Raw genomic sequence first — 18,300 nt, forward strand, 5'->3', positions numbered from 1 at the left:
GAAGAAACCCGGTTTTTATAGGAATATATTCAGTCTGAAAATCAATAAAGTTTGAGAGAAAAAGTGGAACTACCCTGCAATAAATAACCAATGATCTGTGACAGGATGGGAATGTAATATCTCAGAGGCTGCTGTGAGTCTGTTCTGATTACTAATTTATCCGATGAAATAAAATCATTTTTGAAACCCCTTACAAAAATATTGCAAAAAAATAAATATTCCGTTATAGTATAAGTAATGTGAGATATTCGATGTGCCAATATCTTTATTTTTTGGCTCAAAAATGAATGAGTATTCATTCAAGAAAGTCTGGAGGATTGTGAAATGACATATTCCATTAAACGTGCAGCAGTAATAGGTTCAGGAGTAATGGGCTCTGGTATTGCCGCGCATTTAGCCAATGCGGGGTTATCTGTAACAATGTTTGACAGAGTACCAGATTCCTTGACAGACAAAGAAAAGAAGCAGGGATTTACATTAGAAGATAAAAAGGTCAGGTACAGGATTGTTGAAGAGAGCAAGAAAAAGCTGTTAAAACAAAAGCCGTCGCCAATAACTTCTAAAAAAAGCTTAGAGCTGATTCAGGTTGCTAATTTGGAGGATGATTTAGCGCTTCTATCAGAGGCAGATTGGATTGTTGAAGTTATTGTAGAGAACCTGGAAGCGAAAAAAGAGCTGTTCAAAAAGGTGGATGCGCACCGCAGGACCGGGGCAATTATAAGCTCTAATACATCAGGAATTTCTGTTGAGGCAATGATTGCAGATTCCTCAGAAGATATGCAGGAGCATTTTTTAGGTACGCACTTTTTTAATCCGCCGCGTTATTTGAAATTATTAGAAGTTATTCCGACTGATAAGACAAGAACAGAAGTACTTTCTTTTATGAAAACCTTTGGAGAAGATGTGTTAGGGAAGGGTGTTGTAGAAGCAAAGGACACACCAAACTTTATTGCAAACAGGATTGGGACCTACGGGCTTTTGGTGACTGTCCAGGAAATGGAGAAACAGGGTCTAAGTGTCGGAGAAGTAGATTCAATTACCGGCCCATTGATCGGCAGACCGAAAAGTGCGACATTCCGGACGTTGGATGTAGTCGGAATAGATACATTTTATCATGTGGCGAACAATGTATACCATCATGTATCCGATCCAAAAGAGAAAGGGATTTTCACTGTTCCCGACTTTTTAAAGCAGATGATTGATAAAGGCTGGATTGGGGCGAAAAGCGGAAAAGGATTTTATGAAAAGAAAAAGGACCGGACGATTGTAGAAATTAATCCGTCAACTTTAGAGTACCAGGAAAGGAAGAAACTAAAAACAGCAGCCGTAGAATTAGCAAAGCAGGAAAAGGGCGTTAAAAGAAAAATGAAAGCGCTTGTAAATCAAAAAGGCGACAAAGCTTCTGATTTTATTTGGTCTATTATCAAACCGGTGTTATTATATTCTGCTGATTTAGTCGGAGAAATTGCAGATGATGTTGTTTCCATTGATGATGCAATGAAATGGGGCTTCGGCTGGGAATTAGGGCCATTTGAAATATGGGATGCGATTGGTGTAAGTGCTGCTGTGGAACGCATTCAGGATGAAGATACCGCCGTGCCAAGCTGGGTACTTGATATGCTGGAAGAAGGGAATGAAACCTTCTATAAGCAGGAAAAAGGAGATAGTTACTTTTACCATGAAGATGGCTATAAACAAAAGGAAGTAAACAAGAAAGAAATATCCTTAGCAGCAATAAAAGAGCAAAAGGGAGTTATCAAAAAAAATACCGGTGCCAGCCTGATTGATATTGGAGATGGCGTTGCGCTCCTGGAATTCCATTCAAGAAGTAATGCAATCGGACTGGATATTATTCAGATGGTCAATGAATCGATTGAAGAAGTAAATAAAAATTACAAAGGTCTTGTAATTGGAAACCAGGGCAAAAATTTCTGTGTCGGTGCTAATTTAGCGATGATGCTGATGGAAGCACAGGATGATAATATTTTCGAATTAGATCTTGTTATCCGTCAATTTCAAAATATGACGATGAATATTAAGTATTCCGACAGACCGGTCGTTGCTGCGCCATTTAATATGACATTAGGCGGTGGTGCAGAGGTATCCCTGCCGGCTGCAGCAATTCAGGCATCACCAGAAACCTATATGGGTCTGGTCGAATTTGGAGTCGGGCTTATCCCTGGTGGAGGAGGAACAAAAGAGCTCTATTTAAAAGAGCTTAGAAATCTTCCGGAGGGTGTAAATATTGATTTAACGAAGATTGCAAATGATGTCTTTGAAAAAGTAGCAATGGCCAAAGTGTCCACCTCAGCTAAAGAAGCTATGGAAAATGGATATCTGAATAAAAATGACCGCATCAGCAGAAATCCGGATCACGTTCTCTATGATGCGAAAAAACGTGTATTATCTTTATTCAACGAAGGATATGAGAAGCCTGTAAGGGAGAAAATCCCGGTTGTCGGAGAAGCAGGCTATGCAGCAATGGTTATGGGAGCAAAATCGCTGCACTATGGCGGATATGCTTCGGAGCATGATTTGAAAATTGCTGAAAAATTAGCCTATGTTTTATCTGGCGGAAGAATAAAAGAGGGTACAGAGATTGATGAGCAGGTGATGCTTGATTTGGAAAGAGAAGCATTCTTAAGCCTTATTGCGGAACCGCTGACACAGCAGAGAATGCAGCACATGCTGGTAAAAGGGAAGCCATTGCGAAATTAATCTCAAAAGAGGATGTTCAAAAAGCCCAATTTACCGAACTTTTTGAACACGTACTTAAAGGGAGCACGCATTCAAAGGAGGGTACATCCGTGAAAGAAGCAGTAATTGTAGCTGGTGCAAGAACACCAGTGGGAAAAGCAAATAAAGGATCGTTACGGGATGTAAGGCCAGATGATCTGGCAGCTTTAACTGTAAAAGAAACCTTAAAAAGAGCCGGTAATTATCAAGGTTCGGTAGATGATGTAATTATTGGCTGTGCAATGCCGGAAGCAGAACAGGGAATGAATATGGCGCGTAATATTGCCGGTCTGGCCGGGCTAGGTCATGAGGTACCGGGAATTACCGTAAACCGCTACTGTGCTTCAGGATTACAAACGATTGCCTATGGTGCCGAACGGATTATGGTCGGTGCTGCTGAGACAATTATTGCTGGCGGTGCAGAATCGATGTCTATGATTCCGATGGGCGGGCATGTCATTAAACCCAACCCGGCCCTGGTTGCAAATGCGCCGGAATACTATATGAACATGGGACATACGGCAGAGGAAGTAGCAAATCGTTTTGATATTTCAAGAGCAGATCAGGATGCTTTTGCAGTACAGAGTCATGAACGCGCTGCTGCAGCAATGGAGAAAGGTCTGTTTAAGGAGGAAATTGTTCCTGTAGAAGTGAAAGAACGTTTTGTAGGAAAGAACAATAAGATTGAAGAAAAATCCTTCTCCTTTGAGATGGATGAGGGCGTCCGTGCAGGAACAAATATAGAGGTTTTAAGCTCACTGCGCCCGGCCTTTCATATTAAAGGCAGTGTTACTGCCGGGAATGCTTCACAAATGAGTGATGGGGCAGCTTCTGTTCTGTTAATGGATAAAGAAAAGGCAGAGGCAGAAGGATTAACACCAATTTTAAAATTCTGTTCCTTTGCGGTAGCTGGAGTAGCACCGGAAATTATGGGAGTCGGTCCGGTAGAAGCAATTCCAAAGGCAGTAAAAATGGCCGGATTAGAGTTATCTGATATTGGATTGTTTGAATTAAATGAAGCTTTTGCATCCCAGGCACTGCGGGTTATCAGAGCGTTAGATTTAGATATAGATAAGGTGAATGTAAATGGCGGTGCCATTGCGTTAGGCCACCCGCTGGGCTGTACTGGCACAAAGCTGACAGTCAGCTTAATGCATGAGATGAAGCGGAGAAACGAGCAATTTGGAATAGTAACGATGTGTATCGGCGGCGGTATGGGAGCTGCCGGAGTATTTGAACTTCTATAAACTACCAGAAAAGGGGTAATCATAATGAGTGAAACAAAAGAAAGATTATTTAAAGGCGGCGGTTTTCTAGTTGAGGATATTTCCGGAGAGGATATCATTACACCGGAGGATTTTACAGATGAACATAAGATGATTGCGAAAACAACAGAAGATTTTGTACTGGGAGAAGTTGTTCCTAAGATTGATAATCTGGAAAATCACGAATTTGAACATTCTGTGAAACTGCTCAAAAAAGCAGGAGAATTAGGTCTGCTGGGCGCAGATGTCCCAGAGGCATATGGCGGTCTGGCTCTGGATAAAATCAGTTCTTCCTTAATTACAGAGAAGTTTTCCCGTGCAGGAGGATTCTCAATTACCCATGGAGCACATGTTGGAATTGGATCACTGCCGATTGTCTTCTTTGGTAATGAAGACCAAAAGGAAAAATATTTACCTAAATTAGCTACTGGTGAGTTAATTGCTGCTTACGCATTAACAGAGCCGAGCTCCGGTTCGGATGCACTTGGAGCAAAAGCAACAGCAAAATTGAACGATGCAGGCACACATTATATATTAAATGGAGAGAAGCAATGGATTACCAACTCAGCTTTTGCGGATGTCTTTGTCGTATACGCTAAAATTGATGGTGAGCATTTCAGTGCTTTTATTGTTGAAAGGGATTACCCTGGCGTATCTACAGGACCGGAAGAAAAGAAAATGGGAATTAAAAGCTCTTCCACAAGAACACTTGTATTAGAGGATGCAGAAGTTCCTGTAGAAAATCTGCTTGGTGAAAAGGGCCGAGGTCATGTGATTGCTTTTAATATCCTGAACGTAGGTCGCTATAAATTAGCTGTCGGCGGAGTCGGAGGGTCGAAGCGTGCATTGGAATTAGCAGCAAAGTATGCGAACGAACGTAAACAGTTCCAAACGCCTATTTCAAGCTTCACTCTGACACAGGAAAAATTAGCAACGATCGCTTCAAAAATCTATGCCAATGAAAGCGCAGTTTATCGAACAGTCGGGTTATTTGAACAGCGGATGGGTGCATTAACCGATGAACAGCTGCAGGATGGCCGCGAAGTCGCCCGGGCAATCGCAGAGTATCAAATTGAGTGCTCCATGACAAAATATATGGCTACAGAATTACTGGATTATGCAGCAGATGAAGCTGTTCAGCTGCACGGCGGATATGGTTTTATGCAGGAGTATGAAGTGGAGCGTATTTACCGCGATTCCCGTATTAATCGTATTTTCGAAGGAACCAATGAAATTAACAGACTTATCGTGCCGGGAACGCTTCTGAAAAAAGCATTAAAAGGTGAACTGCCGCTGTTGGAAAAGGCACAGGGGCTGCAGGAAGAATTAATGATGATGATGCCGGAGGAAGTCGGGACAGAAGCCTTAGAACAAGAAAAGTATTTATTAAGAAATGCGAAAAAAATGATTCTGCTGGGTGCTGGTTTAGCAGCACAGAAATATGGCAAAAAATTAGACCGCGAGCAAGAAATTCTCATTAAATTAGCTGATATGACAGCAGAAGTATTTAATATGGAGTCTGCAATTCTTCGTACAGAAAAAGCCATTGCTAAGGCTGGTCCGGAAAAAGTGCATCAAAAGTTATTGTATACAGAAGTCTATGTCCAGGAAGCATTTAACCGGATGGAAGCAGCGGCAAAGGAAATTCTGATTACAGCAGAAGAAGGAGATACATTGCGTATTATGCTGTCCTCTCTGCGTAAGCTGACCAGACATACACCAATCAATACAGTTAAAAAGAAACGAGAAATTGCCGCAAAAATTATTGAGGAAGAAAAATATATTGTCTGATAAAAGATAGTGCAAAAAAAGAGGCTGATTTGCCTCTTTTTTTGATTGCTTTCGTTCAAAGGGTTAAGATGCTGTACACTCTCGTTTATAGAGAAAATTCAAAAAAACTGCTGAGAGTAAGTTGAGATTTGTCTTATCACTCTGATTTATCTTTTAATAATGCTTTAATTTCTTTTAATTCCAGATTCATTTCTTCAAGTTTTTTGTCTGTTGGTGGAGGTGTTTCTTCCCGGCTGGCTTCCTCTACATTATTTACTACAACACCTACAAATAAATTAACAATAACGAATGCACCAATTAAAATAAAGGTTACAAAATACCACCAGGAGGAGGGATCTTGTTCTAAAACAGGATACATTACACCACTTGCCCATGATTCTAATGTAATCACCTGAAATAAGGTGAGCAGGGTGCGATGTAAAGAGCCAAAGTATTCAGGGGAAATGGAACTGAAAAGCGTTGTACCAATGACTCCATAGACATAGAAGAACAGCCCTAAAAGAATCATGATTGTTCCCATGGAAGGAATAGTTAACAGTAACGCATTAACCATCTTTCTTAAGGACGGGATAATCGATATCGCTCTTAATACCCGAAGGACTCTTAAGATACGTAATACCATTATGTAACTTGAGCCAAGGAATATGATACTGGCCGATATAATAATTAAATCAAATACATTCCATGGATTCTTAAAAAAAGCAATAAGAGAAGGACTCCCTATTAATCTAATAATAATTTCAATTGTAAATATGATTAATAATAGTGTATCCATCCAGTAGATGATAGAGGCGAATTGATTGGTAACAGCAGGGTATGTTTCAAAACCTACAATGATGGCATTAAAGATAATTAATCCGATAATCGTATTCGTAAATGTTTTATTCTCCGCAATTGCAGCGCATTTGGCTTGAAAAGCATTCTTTATCATGATGGATATTTCCTTTCCCTTAAGAGCTCATCTGTTTCATTAAATAAATCGATTGCAATTTAAAAGAGTGTGTTCAAAAAGTAGCTATAAGTGCATCCTTGCTCATATGATGTGCTGAAATACGAATTTGATCCATTCGTGTGAATTACCATTCACACGCCTTTCAGCCGAGCTGAAAGGTAGCAGTATAGTGAGGTAACAAGGAAATAAATATATTTATTTCCTTGTTACCTCACTATACTGCGTAAATGGATCAAGAGCACACTTAGATGAAAGAGCAGTCATTTAGGCACTTTTTGAATACACTTTAAAAGGTCTTTTTCTTCACAATTATTATTGTACGAAGACTTCTTCGTTTTGTCACTTCTAACTGCGTTTACTATATGCTGCAAATTGATTCAATATATTGGATTAAAGCGGAAGTTTCATGGTACGCTAATAAAAAAAGAAACAATATTACAGGAGGGATTAACATGTATCGAAAATTAAATGATTTTTTAACAGAATGGTCACAGTCTGCTGACGGGACCAAGGCGGTATTAGAAGCCTTAGAAGATGAAAAACTGGATCAATCTATTGAAGAAGGACACAATAGTCTCGGCTGGTTAGGGTGGCATTTAGTGAACAGTCCTGTATTCTTCATGAGCTTAGTAGGCGTTAATCTGGATTCTCCTTATGATCCTGATGAAATTCCGGTAAAAGCAAATGAAATTCTCGAAGCATATGAGGACATTTCAAAACGTGTTATAAAGAAAGCAAAAGAACAACTGTCAGATGAAGCTTTAGTAAATGAAACCGGTGATTTTGGCGGACCTGCACCAAAGGGAAGTATTTTACGAATGCTCGTCAGTCACCAGATTCATCACCGCGGTCAAATGACCGTTTTACTTAGACAAGCTGGTCTGAAGGTGCCTGGAGTTATGGGACCGACAAAAGAGGATCAGCAGTAAAGAACGGAGGAATACAAATGACATTATCTTTTTACTGGTACCCCAAGTGTGGTACCTGCCGAAATGCGAAAAAATGGCTGGATGAAAATCAAATTGATTATAAAGCAATTCATATTGTAGAGGAGCCTCCAAGTGAAAAACAGATACTGGCCCTGATGGAATCAAGCGATTTACCGGCAAAGAAATTTTTTAATACAAGTGGTAAAAAGTATCGTGAGCTTCATTTAAAGGAAAAAATAAATGATTTATCGCCTCAGGAAATGGCGGAAATTTTAGCTTCCGACGGTATGTTAATAAAAAGACCAATCCTGACAGATGGAAAGAAAGTAACTGCCGGTTTTAATGAAGAAACCTATGAATCTGTTTGGAAGTAAGGTAGGGCTAGAATTTAAACCCGCTTCAATGTATAGTAAAAGAAGATGTTCAAAAAGACCCCTTGACCTTCTTGCTTCTGATTCGGGCCCTTTTTGAACACGTGATTAAAGCGAAATAATGATGATTTTGGAGGGATACGAAATGAGCTTGCCAGAGGATTATTTATATTCAAAAGAACATGAATGGGTAAAGAAAGAAGATGGAAAAGTTCGTATTGGAATTACAGACTTCGCACAGGATGAGCTTGGAGATATTGTCTTTGTGGAGTTACCGGAAGTCGGCGATTCTTTAGAGCTTGATGAACCGTTTGGCAGTGTAGAATCAGTTAAAACGGTATCTGAGCTGTATGCTCCTGTGAGCGGAAAAGTTGTAGAAGTAAATGAAGAGCTGGAAGACAGCCCTGAGCTTGTAAATGAATCACCATACGAAAAAGCATGGATGATCGTTATTGAAGTTGAGGATGATACGGATGTAAATGAATTATTAGATGCAGAAGCATACCAGGAATTTATAGAAGAATAATATAATTACCTTACGCGCCTATTCCAGAGAATCTTCATCTGAAATTTTCAAAAGGGCTCTAAAAAAGGGTGAAAAGAGCTGACTTTTCCACAATCGTGTATAGTTAGCTCTTTTCTTTTCATATAATATAGAAAAAGCATATTAGTTGCGATAAGGAGTGCAAGACGATGATGGAAGATGATTACAGTAAAGTTATAATCGTTGAAGGGTTATCTGATAAAAAACATATTGAAAAAATTCTTGACGATAATACCATCACCATTGTTTGTACAAATGGAACCATAGGCGTAGAAAGATTTGAAGAGCTGTTGGAATATTATCATTTAGATGAAACGGATGTATTTATTCTTGTGGACGAGGATGAATCAGGAATGAAACTTCGGAAGCAGCTGGGAAGGGAATTGCCGCATGCAGAGCATATTTATGTAAGCAGCGAATTCAGAGAAGTTGCTGCTACTCCAATGAAGACATTGGCAAGTATTCTTGCCGGCAAGCGAATCGGAATAGACCTTAATTATCTTGCAAAATAATAAGTTTACGCGTTAAAATAAAAATGCATTTTATTCATCAAGGAAATGATTGCAAGGGTTAATATTTCTTCTGATATTTATGAAGAGAAGAAAGATTGAGGGGAATCAACTTGAAACAGTTTAATGAAGCAGAAGTAAGTCATCATCGGCTCATATTATATATTTATACACCATTTTGCGGGACATGTACGGTAGCACGGGCAATGCTTGAGAATGTGGAAAGAATGCACGAGGAGGATATCTTTTCAGAAATGAATGCTTCCATACATCCGGAGTTTATGCAGCAGCACAAAATAGAAAGTGTTCCATGTCTGGTTTTTATGGAAGACGGTGAAGCTGTGGAGAAAGTATACACATTTAAATCGACAGCAAATATTTATCAGTATTTAATAAAGTATAAACCAGAGCTGTTCACAGCATTAAATAACTAAAGTTTATGACCGATAACTATGAAAGTATCCTTGTTCTGACGCTAATCAGCTCATAATAACGAGCATTTTAGAAGAATATTAAGAATATAAGACTTTAGCTATTCATGAGGAACGATTATCATAAATTATCCGAAAATATAAGTTTAAATCCGTTTTGTGCGGGAATCATACCTGTGTTAGCATATTTATTGTGTTAAACAAACCGAAAGGATGATTTATTATTACCACTGAGAATGGTTTAAGCTACACTTCGGAAATGGAAAAAGCTATTGGACAATCAAGAGGTGTCAATTATCAAGAATATGACAGAAGTCTGGAAAAGAAATTAAAAGTGGAAGAACAAAGAGAAAAAGAATATCAAAACGCGAAAATGATCTCATCAGGAGTAGAGCTCAGACGTTTGAAATAAAGATAATAAAAAAGTTGGTGTCAAAGGGCATCAGCTTTTTTATATGAAGAGAGCTATTGAAAACAGCCGGAAAACTCGTGAAATACAGTAGAAATTTGTTGGTATGTTTTTACTGAAGAGAGTTATCTATTTTTCAGTTTTCAGAGGAAAAATAAAAGGAGCAGAAATTTTCGCAAACAGGCTGAAAAAGGTTTTTTTAATACTCCTTTAACGGTATATTTTAACGCATCTTATAGACGGACAATAACAGTTGCGAATTAATTTGAAATGCTTTAAGATTGTAATGAGAATAAATTGAGAATGAATATATTATTCATTTCATTTAAAATAAAGTTTTGGAGGTATGATTTATGTCAGGCTCAGTATTAGAAATTAAGAATCTTCATGTATCCATTGAAGACAAAGAGATATTAAAAGGGGTAGACCTAACAGTTAAGGGTGGAGAATTCCATGCAATCATGGGACCAAACGGTACAGGTAAATCCACATTGGCATCTGCAATCATGGGGCATCCTAAATATGAAGTAACAGAGGGAACAATCACACTTGACGGGGAAGATGTATTAGAAATGGAAGTAGACGAACGTGCCCGTGCCGGTCTATTTTTAGCAATGCAATACCCAAGTGAAATTAGCGGTGTAACAACTTCTGACTTCCTTCGTTCTGCCATCAATGCAAAACGTGAAGAAGGCGATGAAATTCCATTGATGAAGTTTATCAAAGAACTTGACAAAGATTTAGACTATCTTGATATAGATCAGAATATGGCAACACGTTACTTGAATGAAGGCTTCTCCGGCGGAGAGAAAAAACGTAACGAAATTCTGCAATTAATGCAATTAAAGCCAGATATCGCTATTCTTGATGAAATTGATTCTGGACTTGATATCGACGCATTGAAAGTAGTATCAAAAGGGATCAACAAAATGCGTTCCGATAACTTTGGATGCTTAATTATTACGCACTACCAACGTCTATTAAACTACATTACACCTGACTTTGTTCACGTAATGATGCAGGGCCGTGTTGTGAAATCAGGCGGACCTGAGCTTGCAAAACGCCTTGAAGCAGAAGGCTATGAGTGGATTAAAGAAGAATTAGGAATTGAAGACGAAGAAACTGCAGAACAAAACGCGTAATGTAAGGAGGGGTAATCATGACTGTAGAAACCAAGCTTCCATTCAATCAAGAATATATTCAAGCATTTTCCAAAGACCGCAATGAACCGGGCTGGATGACTACGCTTCGTTCCAAAGCTTTGGAAATGGCTGATTCATTAGACATGCCAAAACCGGATAAAACAAAAATATCAAACTGGAATTTTACAGACTTCCAGCATTCTTATAAAGAAGCAGCTGCCATTGCTTCCCTTAATGAACTGCCTGAAGAGCTGAAAGCATACTTTGCTGAAGATGCCAGCATGGAGAACTTATATATTCAGCGAAATCAAACTGCGGCATATAACAGTCTTTCTCAGGAACTTCAGGATAAAGGTGTTATTTTCACAGATATTTTCACAGCAATGAATGAGCACAGCGATTTAGTAGAAAAATATTATATGAATGATGCAGTTGCCGTTGATCAGAACCGTTTGACAGCACTGCATGCTGCACTTATGAACGGCGGGATATTTGTTTATGTTCCTAAGAATGTACAAATAGAAGATCCGCTCCAGGCAATCTTCTGGCAGGAAGATACGGACAGTGCCCTGCTAAATCATGTACTTGTTGTAGCAGAAGAAGGAAGCTCTGTCACTTATGTAGAAAACTATATTTCTCATAATGATACAGAAGAAACTGTTGCCAATCTGGTAACAGAAGTATTTGCTCATGATAACGCACAGGTTGCATATGGTGCAGTAGATAACTTTGCGGCAGGTACGACAACATATGTAAACCGCCGTGGAGTAGCTCAGCGTGATGCACAAATCAACTGGGCACTTGGCCAAATGAATGACGGAAATACAGTTTCTGAAAATATCACTTACCTGTTAGGCGATAATTCAAATTCAGAAGCGAAAGCTGTTTCTGTCGGACGCGGAAAACAAACACAGAACTTCACATCAAGTATCCGCCAGTTTGGAAAACAGACGGATGCGTATATTTTACAACGCGGTGTTATGAAAGGCGCAGCAACGACTATTTTTAACGCCATCGGTAAAATTGAGCATGGCGGTACGAAATCAAACTCTGAGCAGGAATCTCGCGTATTAATGCTAAGTGAAAAATCTCGTGGAGATGCCAATCCGATCCTTCTTATTGATGAAGATGACGTAACAGCAGGTCACGCAGCTTCTGTAGGACGTGTTGATCCATTACAGATGTATTACCTTATGAGCAGAGGGCTTGAGCAGGAAGAAGCAGAACGTTTAGTAATTCACGGTTTCTTAGCTCCAGTGGTTGCTCAGCTTCCAATTGAGTCTGTACGTAAGCAATTAACACAAGTGATTGAAAGGAAAGTTTATTAATGGATATAAAAGCCATTAAAGAACAATTTCCAATTCTTCAACAGGAAGTAAACGGACATCCCTTAGTATATTTGGATTCTTCTGCAACCTCACAAAAACCGGTTCAGGTTATCGAAGCGGTGAGTGATTATTATAGATATAATAATTCCAACGTTCACCGCGGGGTGCATACACTCGGATCAAGAGCAACTGATCAGTATGAAGGAGCACGTGAAAAGGTTCGGGAATTTATTAATGCGAAGAGCACAAAAGAAATTATCTTTAACCGGGGTACAACAGCCGGACTGAATCTGGTAGCATCAAGCTACGCAAGGGCCAATGTTGGGCCGGATGATGAAATAGTAATCACGCCAATGGAGCATCACAGTAATTTGATTCCTTGGCAACAGGTTGCAAAAGTAACTGGAGCCCGTTTAGTGTATTTGCCATTACAGGAAGACGGCACAGTTTCACTTGATGATGTTAAGAATACAGTGAATGAAAAGACAAAAATCGTTGCAATGGCACATGTTTCCAACGTTCTTGGAACGATTAATCCAATAAAAGAAATCACAGAAATTGCTCATCAGCATCAAGCTGTTATGGTTGTAGATGGAGCGCAGGGAGCACCGCACATTAAGGTGGATGTGCAGGATATAGATTGTGATTTTTATGCTTTTTCCGGTCATAAAATGTGTGGCCCGACTGGTATCGGTGCTCTTTATGGCAAGGAAGAGCTTCTGGAAAGTATGGAGCCGATTGAATTTGGCGGAGAAATGATTGATTTTGTGAATCTATATGATTCTACTTGGAAGGAGCTGCCTTGGAAATTTGAAGGCGGTACACCTATTATTGCTGGAGCAATTGGGCTTGCAGCAGCAATCGACTTTCTAAATGAAGTCGGGCAGGATGAAATACTGGCTCATGAGACAGAGCTGGCAGCCTATGCGCTGGAACAAATGCAAACAATCGATGGTATTCAGATTTATGGACCTCGGAAACGGGCAGGGCTGGTGACCTTTAATCTTGATGACGTACATCCGCATGATACTGCAACAGTTCTTGATGCGGAAGGAATCGCTGTCCGGGCCGGTCACCATTGTGCACAGCCTTTAATGAAATGGTTAGATGTGGTTGCAACCGCCAGAGCCAGTTTCTATCTCTATAATACGAAAGAGGATATTGATCTTTTAGTTGCAGGGCTGTTAAAAACAAAGGAGTATTTTGGGAATGGCTTTGAATAACCTCGATACACTTTATAGACAAGTTATTATGGATCATTATAAAAATCCGCGCAACAAAGGAACACTGGAAAAGGATTCTGTGACAGTGGATATGAATAATCCGACCTGCGGTGACCGTATTCAATTACAGTTAGACATCCAGAATGGGATTGTAAAGGATGCGAAGTTTCAGGGAGAAGGATGTTCCATCAGTATGGCATCCGCATCCATGATGACACAGGCGATTAAGGGACTGGAAGTAGAAACGGCACTAAAAATGTCAGAAATGTTCTCCAAAATGATGTTAGGAGAAGACATCGATTCAGAGGATATGGGCGACATTGAGGCACTTCAGGGAGTTTCCCAATTTCCCGCCCGGATTAAATGTGCAACACTTGCATGGAAAGCGATGGAAAAGGGAGTGCACGAGGAATAAGACAGAAGTGTTTAATAATCAGAAGGAGGTTATTAACAATGGCAAAAAATATGCCGGAAATTGAAGAGTATAAATATGGATTTCATGATAAAGACGTATCTATTTTCCGTACAGAAAAAGGATTAACGCCTAATATTGTTAAAGAAATTTCGAAAATGAAGGAAGAACCGCAGTGGATGCTTGACTACCGCTTAAAGGCATTAGATCATTTCTACAAGCGTCCGATGCCGCAATGGGGCGGAGATCTTTCAGGTTTAGACTTCGATGAGATCGTTTATTATGTAAAACCTTCTGAAAAGCAAGGCAGAACATGGGATGAGGTACCTGAAGAAATCAAACAGACTTTTGATAAATTAGGTATCCCTGAAGCAGAGCAAAAATATCTTGCCGGTGTATCTGCACAGTATGAATCAGAAGTAGTTTATCACAGTTTGAAGGAAGATCTTCAGGAGCTTGGTATTGTATTTAAAGATACAGATACTGCACTGAAAGAAAACGAAGAGCTGTTTAAAGAATACTTTGGAACAGTTATTCCTTATGCTGATAATAAATTCGCTGCATTAAACTCTGCAGTATGGTCTGGCGGTTCATTTATTTATGTACCAAAAGGCGTAAAAGCTACTACACCATTACAAGCTTATTTCCGTATTAACTCTGAAAATATGGGACAGTTTGAGCGTACGCTGATCATTGTTGATGAAGAAGCATCTGTACACTATGTAGAAGGCTGTACAGCACCAGTTTATACAACTAACTCTCTTCACAGTGCTGTTGTAGAAATTATTGTTAAGAAAGACGGCTACTGCCGTTATACGACAATCCAAAACTGGGCGAACAATGTGTATAACCTTGTTACAAAACGTGCAGTTTGTGATGCGAATGCAACAATGGAATGGATTGATGGAAACATCGGTTCCAAGCTGACAATGAAATATCCAGCTATCCTTCTAAAAGGAGAAGGCGCACGCGGAAATACGCTGTCTATCGCTTTAGCAGGAAAAGGACAATTACAGGATGCCGGTGCGAAAATGCATCACCTGGCGCCAAATACGTCTTCAACAATTGTTTCTAAATCCATCTCTAAACAGGGCGGTAAAGTATCTTACCGTGGTTTAGTACACTTTGGACGTAAAGCGGATGGAGCACGTGCTAATATTGAGTGTGATACACTTATTATGGATAATGAATCGACTTCCGATACCATTCCATACAATGAAATTCTTAATGACAATATTTCCTTAGAGCATGAAGCAAAAGTTTCTAAAGTATCTGAGGAACAGCTCTTCTATCTGATGAGCCGCGGTTTATCAGAAGAAGAAGCGACAGAAATGATTGTTATGGGCTTCATTGAACCATTTACAAAAGAACTTCCAATGGAATATGCTGTTGAGATGAATAGATTGATCAGCTTTGAAATGGAAGGTTCAATAGGATAAAAATTAAGAAACTATAATGAAAAAGTGACTACCAAAATTTATATAAGGTAGTCACTTTTTTATTATCACAATGCGATGTTAAGGGGATTGTATTCCTAAGTGATCGCATAAACTCCTGCAAATTATTAATTAAATTGTAATGAGAAAAAAGAAATGTATCATGATGAAAAAGATCTTTTTATAATTATTTGAGTTTTAACCCTATTCTCTGATATTGTATACTATAATAAAGCGCTTTAGAGAGGGGGATTTTTGATGTACAAGCATACTTTACGCTCGATGCATTCTCAGGTTAATAATAAAAAACAAAATGATGAAAAAAAGAAGGAGCTTTTAAAAAGGATGAAACTAGGTTCTCCCGATATCCAGGATAACTCTCCTTCTTCTGATAATACTTCTGAGAATGATGTTGATTATAAAGATCTCTATCGTAAAACAAGAAAAGATTTACAAAAATTAGAAAAAGAAAATAATAACTTAAAATTCCTGCTATCTCAAGAAAAGGCGAAAGAAAAAACTGCTTTCCAAGAGCTTTCTAATATAAAAAAAGAAAAAAGCAGTATTATCCAAGAAAATGCGCAATTATATAGAGAAATTAAGATGTTGGAGCAACAATTAGATAAAGAAAAATCTAAGGTAATCCGGAATGAAAATCTTTTAGAGCTTACAAGCAAAGAAAAAGAACATATATCCTCTTCTTTTGGATACCTGAAGAAAAAGTCTGTTAAACAAGCTCGACTCATTGACAAACAACGTAAAAGAATCAAAAATTTACAATTTAATAACCATCAAGAATATATTATTCCATTACAAAATTTAAAAAATTAGGTGAATAATTTAACTTCTGAAAGACAATCATATATAGATACCATTGAAGATTTAAAAAAACAATTTAAGCAATATGAAAATTTAGATCCTGATTTTTATTTACATATCTTATATGATACATTAAACTATCAAAATTGCAGAGAATATGGTTTTGTCAATGCTTTATCTCGTAAATATGTTCTAGAAAGGAAGAAGGCACATAATTTATTCGGAAATCTAATAGATAATGATGATGGAATGGAAATTCAATACATGTTTGGTATCGTGAAAGAAAAGGATAAGGAATTCATTTTTATCGACCTTGATGAAAATGTGTTTACTGTAAGGGGCATTCCTAATATTACAGTAAGACATGATGACCCTGTTTCCGCAATATTAAATGATGACGGCAGTGTGGACATTTACTGGAAATACAGGTCCAAAAAACTAATGAATGAAGATAGATTACTAGACCAAAAATATTCGGAAAAGAAAGAAAATTTAAGATCTAACACCAAAAAAGACTCAGCCACTTTTCAAAAAGCATACTTAGGAGATTACAATGTTTTAATCGTTACAGGAAATAACGGGCCTGTTTATCGTGATATGCTCATGAATTGCGGTATAAAAGCTGATTTTATTGATCCGTTTGAAAAATCTCCTGTTCATTTAAAACATGCCCTAAAACGCCCTGATTTTGTTATTATTTGCACCGACAGTACTCCTCATTATGTTTTGGAATTACTGGAAGAAGATCAGGGAAACAAATATGTGCTGGTTTATAATTCAAATGAAGATAATGTTTATCTTCGTTTAAAATTTGCAATTGCAGATTATCAGTACAATTATTAAAACCAATTTCTCATAGCGCTTATTGATCTTGTTACATGTGTATCGACTCCAGTATTAAATAATACAGTGTTCAACCTCATTTTTCTTCCATTTGTAGTGTAAATAATGATAGGCTAATGAAAAGGTCTTATGATAAAGTCAGGAAGAGAACAGGAGGAACTAGAATGAGAAAACTTTTATTAGCATTATTCACGCTCTTGCTTGCAGGTGTATTGACCGCATGCAGTGGCGGTGAAGACGCAACAGAAATGGAAAATAAAGCAGATGAACCTGCAACAGAAAAGGAAACAGCTGACGAAACGGATAATGAAGAAGAAAGCGGCGAAGGAAAAGGAGGCTTCTTATGGAAAGTAGAGTCTGGTGATACAGAAATGTATTTACAGGGAACGATTCATTTAGGAAACGATGACTTCTATCCATTAGATCCTGCTATTGAAGAAGCATTTGATAGTGCAGATGTCGTGTTGCCTGAATTTAATTTGCTGGAAGAAACGCCTTCGCAGCAAGAAATAATAGAATATGCTACATATGAAGATGACAGCACATTAGAAGAAGAGCTGCCGGAAGAAACATATGAGGAGCTTGCATCTATTTTTGAAGAGAATGGATTGGATTTAGAAACAATGAACGATTTTCAGCCATGGTTCGTGGAGATGCTGCTGCTTGAACTTGTCACCATGACGAGTGGCGTCGACTCACAGTCTGCTGTTGATCTATACTTTCTTGAAAAAGCAACAGAGGACGGGAAAGAAATTGTTTCTTTAGAAAGTGCGGAGGAACAATTTGAGATACTTAGCGGTTATTCGATGGAAACACAAATACAGACATTAGAATTAGCTGTTGATGGGTATGATGAGGCTGCAGACGAAATGGAAGAGTTGGCTGATGCATGGCTTGAGGGAGATATCGAAGCGATGGAAACCATGTCGGATGGCTATGATGAAGCGGGCATTAATGATGAATATATGGAAGAGCTGAATGATAAACGGAATATTGATATGGCAAACAGCCTGGATGAAATTTTACAGGAAGACAGCGGCCAGGTTTATTTTGTCTTTGTGGGGACGGCTCATTTCACCGTTGATCCAAGTATTATAACGGAGCTGGAAGACAAGGGCTATGAAGTGGGACATGTATATTAAATCTAATCATATGTAAAA

Annotated in this window: 18 protein-coding genes; 17 read left to right on the forward strand and 1 reads right to left on the reverse strand. The window is 38.5% G+C overall.

Going from position 1 to position 18,300, the window contains the following annotated elements:
• The first annotated feature begins 324 nt into the window (after positions 1-324).
• From BN1068_RS06640 to BN1068_RS06650, 3 genes are all read left to right on the forward strand, one after another.
• Positions 325-2,718 carry a 3-hydroxyacyl-CoA dehydrogenase/enoyl-CoA hydratase family protein gene (locus BN1068_RS06640; RefSeq protein ID WP_077602037.1) on the forward strand — a complete coding sequence of 798 codons (2,394 nt, stop codon included), beginning with the start codon at positions 325-327 and terminating at the stop codon, positions 2,716-2,718.
• An 89-nt stretch (positions 2,719-2,807) separates the two neighbouring features.
• Complete coding sequence (locus BN1068_RS06645) at positions 2,808-3,983, forward strand: acetyl-CoA C-acetyltransferase (protein ID WP_077602038.1); 1,176 nt, start codon at positions 2,808-2,810, stop codon at positions 3,981-3,983.
• A gap of 24 nt (positions 3,984-4,007) precedes the next feature.
• Complete coding sequence (locus BN1068_RS06650) at positions 4,008-5,792, forward strand: acyl-CoA dehydrogenase family protein (RefSeq protein ID WP_077602039.1); 1,785 nt, start codon at positions 4,008-4,010, stop codon at positions 5,790-5,792.
• Positions 5,793-5,928: 136 nt separating this feature from the next.
• Here BN1068_RS06650 and BN1068_RS06655 read toward each other — a convergent pair whose 3' ends face one another.
• Positions 5,929-6,723: an ion transporter gene (locus BN1068_RS06655; RefSeq protein WP_077602040.1), complete on the reverse strand. Its 795-nt coding sequence runs from the start codon at positions 6,721-6,723 to the stop codon at positions 5,929-5,931.
• 473 nt (positions 6,724-7,196) lie between these two features.
• On the opposite strand from BN1068_RS06655, the gene BN1068_RS06660 reads away from it, so the two are divergent.
• The 14 genes from BN1068_RS06660 (at position 7,197) to BN1068_RS06720 (ending at position 18,282) form a co-directional block, all read left to right on the forward strand.
• Positions 7,197-7,673, forward strand: a complete 477-nt coding sequence (locus BN1068_RS06660) for a DinB family protein (RefSeq protein WP_077602041.1) — start codon at positions 7,197-7,199, stop codon at positions 7,671-7,673.
• A gap of 17 nt (positions 7,674-7,690) precedes the next feature.
• On the forward strand, positions 7,691-8,047 hold the full coding sequence (locus BN1068_RS06665) for an arsenate reductase family protein (protein WP_077602042.1): 357 nt from the start codon (positions 7,691-7,693) through the stop codon (positions 8,045-8,047).
• A 142-nt stretch (positions 8,048-8,189) separates the two neighbouring features.
• Positions 8,190-8,570, forward strand: coding sequence for a glycine cleavage system protein GcvH (gcvH, locus tag BN1068_RS06670; protein WP_077602043.1), 381 nt, complete (start codon positions 8,190-8,192; stop codon positions 8,568-8,570).
• A 170-nt stretch (positions 8,571-8,740) separates the two neighbouring features.
• The gene (locus BN1068_RS06675) at positions 8,741-9,100 is read left to right on the forward strand and encodes a toprim domain-containing protein (RefSeq protein ID WP_397334313.1); all 360 of its coding nucleotides are present in this window, start codon (positions 8,741-8,743) and stop codon (positions 9,098-9,100) included.
• A 110-nt stretch (positions 9,101-9,210) separates the two neighbouring features.
• Positions 9,211-9,531 carry a thioredoxin family protein gene (locus BN1068_RS06680; protein ID WP_077602045.1) on the forward strand — a complete coding sequence of 107 codons (321 nt, stop codon included), beginning with the start codon at positions 9,211-9,213 and terminating at the stop codon, positions 9,529-9,531.
• A gap of 256 nt (positions 9,532-9,787) precedes the next feature.
• Positions 9,788-9,940 carry a YuzK family famiily protein gene (locus tag BN1068_RS23590; protein WP_175637096.1) on the forward strand — a complete coding sequence of 51 codons (153 nt, stop codon included), beginning with the start codon at positions 9,788-9,790 and terminating at the stop codon, positions 9,938-9,940.
• A 350-nt stretch (positions 9,941-10,290) separates the two neighbouring features.
• Entirely contained in the window at positions 10,291-11,079 is a 789-nt protein-coding gene (gene sufC / locus BN1068_RS06685; protein WP_077602046.1) for a Fe-S cluster assembly ATPase SufC, read from the forward strand.
• Between the two features lie 17 nt (positions 11,080-11,096).
• Entirely contained in the window at positions 11,097-12,407 is a 1,311-nt protein-coding gene (sufD, locus tag BN1068_RS06690; protein ID WP_077602047.1) for a Fe-S cluster assembly protein SufD, read from the forward strand.
• Entirely contained in the window at positions 12,407-13,630 is a 1,224-nt protein-coding gene (locus BN1068_RS06695; RefSeq protein WP_077602048.1) for a cysteine desulfurase, read from the forward strand. Before sufD ends, BN1068_RS06695 begins: the two co-directional genes overlap by 1 nt.
• Positions 13,617-14,045 carry a Fe-S cluster assembly sulfur transfer protein SufU gene (gene sufU / locus BN1068_RS06700; protein WP_077602049.1) on the forward strand — a complete coding sequence of 143 codons (429 nt, stop codon included), beginning with the start codon at positions 13,617-13,619 and terminating at the stop codon, positions 14,043-14,045. Before BN1068_RS06695 ends, sufU begins: the two co-directional genes overlap by 14 nt.
• A gap of 38 nt (positions 14,046-14,083) precedes the next feature.
• Complete coding sequence (gene sufB / locus BN1068_RS06705) at positions 14,084-15,481, forward strand: Fe-S cluster assembly protein SufB (RefSeq protein ID WP_077602050.1); 1,398 nt, start codon at positions 14,084-14,086, stop codon at positions 15,479-15,481.
• Positions 15,482-15,736: 255 nt separating this feature from the next.
• Positions 15,737-16,309, forward strand: a complete 573-nt coding sequence (locus BN1068_RS06710) for a hypothetical protein (protein ID WP_077602051.1) — start codon at positions 15,737-15,739, stop codon at positions 16,307-16,309.
• The gene (locus BN1068_RS06715; protein WP_077602052.1) at positions 16,310-17,140 is read left to right on the forward strand and encodes a DUF2325 domain-containing protein; all 831 of its coding nucleotides are present in this window, start codon (positions 16,310-16,312) and stop codon (positions 17,138-17,140) included. It begins immediately after the preceding gene.
• A gap of 164 nt (positions 17,141-17,304) precedes the next feature.
• Complete coding sequence (locus BN1068_RS06720) at positions 17,305-18,282, forward strand: TraB/GumN family protein (RefSeq protein WP_175637097.1); 978 nt, start codon at positions 17,305-17,307, stop codon at positions 18,280-18,282.
• Positions 18,283-18,300: the final 18 nt, after the last annotated feature.

It is taken from the genome of Oceanobacillus sojae, from assembly GCF_900162665.1.
Taxonomy (GTDB): domain Bacteria; phylum Bacillota; class Bacilli; order Bacillales; family Amphibacillaceae; genus Oceanobacillus; species Oceanobacillus sojae_A.

Bases quoted from the DNA above. Each gene is read 5' to 3' on its own strand.
- BN1068_RS06640 (WP_077602037.1), top strand. From the start codon at position 325: ATGACATATTCCATTAAACGTGCAGCAGTAATAGGTTCAGGAGTAATG.
- BN1068_RS06650 (WP_077602039.1), top strand. From the start codon at position 4,008: ATGAGTGAAACAAAAGAAAGATTATTTAAAGGCGGCGGTTTTCTAGTT.
- BN1068_RS06655 (WP_077602040.1), bottom strand. From the start codon at position 6,723: ATGATAAAGAATGCTTTTCAAGCCAAATGCGCTGCAATTGCGGAGAAT.
- BN1068_RS06660 (WP_077602041.1), top strand. From the start codon at position 7,197: ATGTATCGAAAATTAAATGATTTTTTAACAGAATGGTCACAGTCTGCT.
- BN1068_RS06665 (WP_077602042.1), top strand. From the start codon at position 7,691: ATGACATTATCTTTTTACTGGTACCCCAAGTGTGGTACCTGCCGAAAT.
- gcvH (WP_077602043.1), top strand. From the start codon at position 8,190: ATGAGCTTGCCAGAGGATTATTTATATTCAAAAGAACATGAATGGGTA.
- BN1068_RS06675 (WP_397334313.1), top strand. From the start codon at position 8,741: ATGGAAGATGATTACAGTAAAGTTATAATCGTTGAAGGGTTATCTGAT.
- BN1068_RS23590 (WP_175637096.1), top strand. From the start codon at position 9,788: ATGGAAAAAGCTATTGGACAATCAAGAGGTGTCAATTATCAAGAATAT.
- sufC (WP_077602046.1), top strand. From the start codon at position 10,291: ATGTCAGGCTCAGTATTAGAAATTAAGAATCTTCATGTATCCATTGAA.
- sufD (WP_077602047.1), top strand. From the start codon at position 11,097: ATGACTGTAGAAACCAAGCTTCCATTCAATCAAGAATATATTCAAGCA.
- BN1068_RS06695 (WP_077602048.1), top strand. From the start codon at position 12,407: ATGGATATAAAAGCCATTAAAGAACAATTTCCAATTCTTCAACAGGAA.
- sufU (WP_077602049.1), top strand. From the start codon at position 13,617: ATGGCTTTGAATAACCTCGATACACTTTATAGACAAGTTATTATGGAT.
- sufB (WP_077602050.1), top strand. From the start codon at position 14,084: ATGGCAAAAAATATGCCGGAAATTGAAGAGTATAAATATGGATTTCAT.
- BN1068_RS06710 (WP_077602051.1), top strand. From the start codon at position 15,737: ATGTACAAGCATACTTTACGCTCGATGCATTCTCAGGTTAATAATAAA.
- BN1068_RS06720 (WP_175637097.1), top strand. From the start codon at position 17,305: ATGAGAAAACTTTTATTAGCATTATTCACGCTCTTGCTTGCAGGTGTA.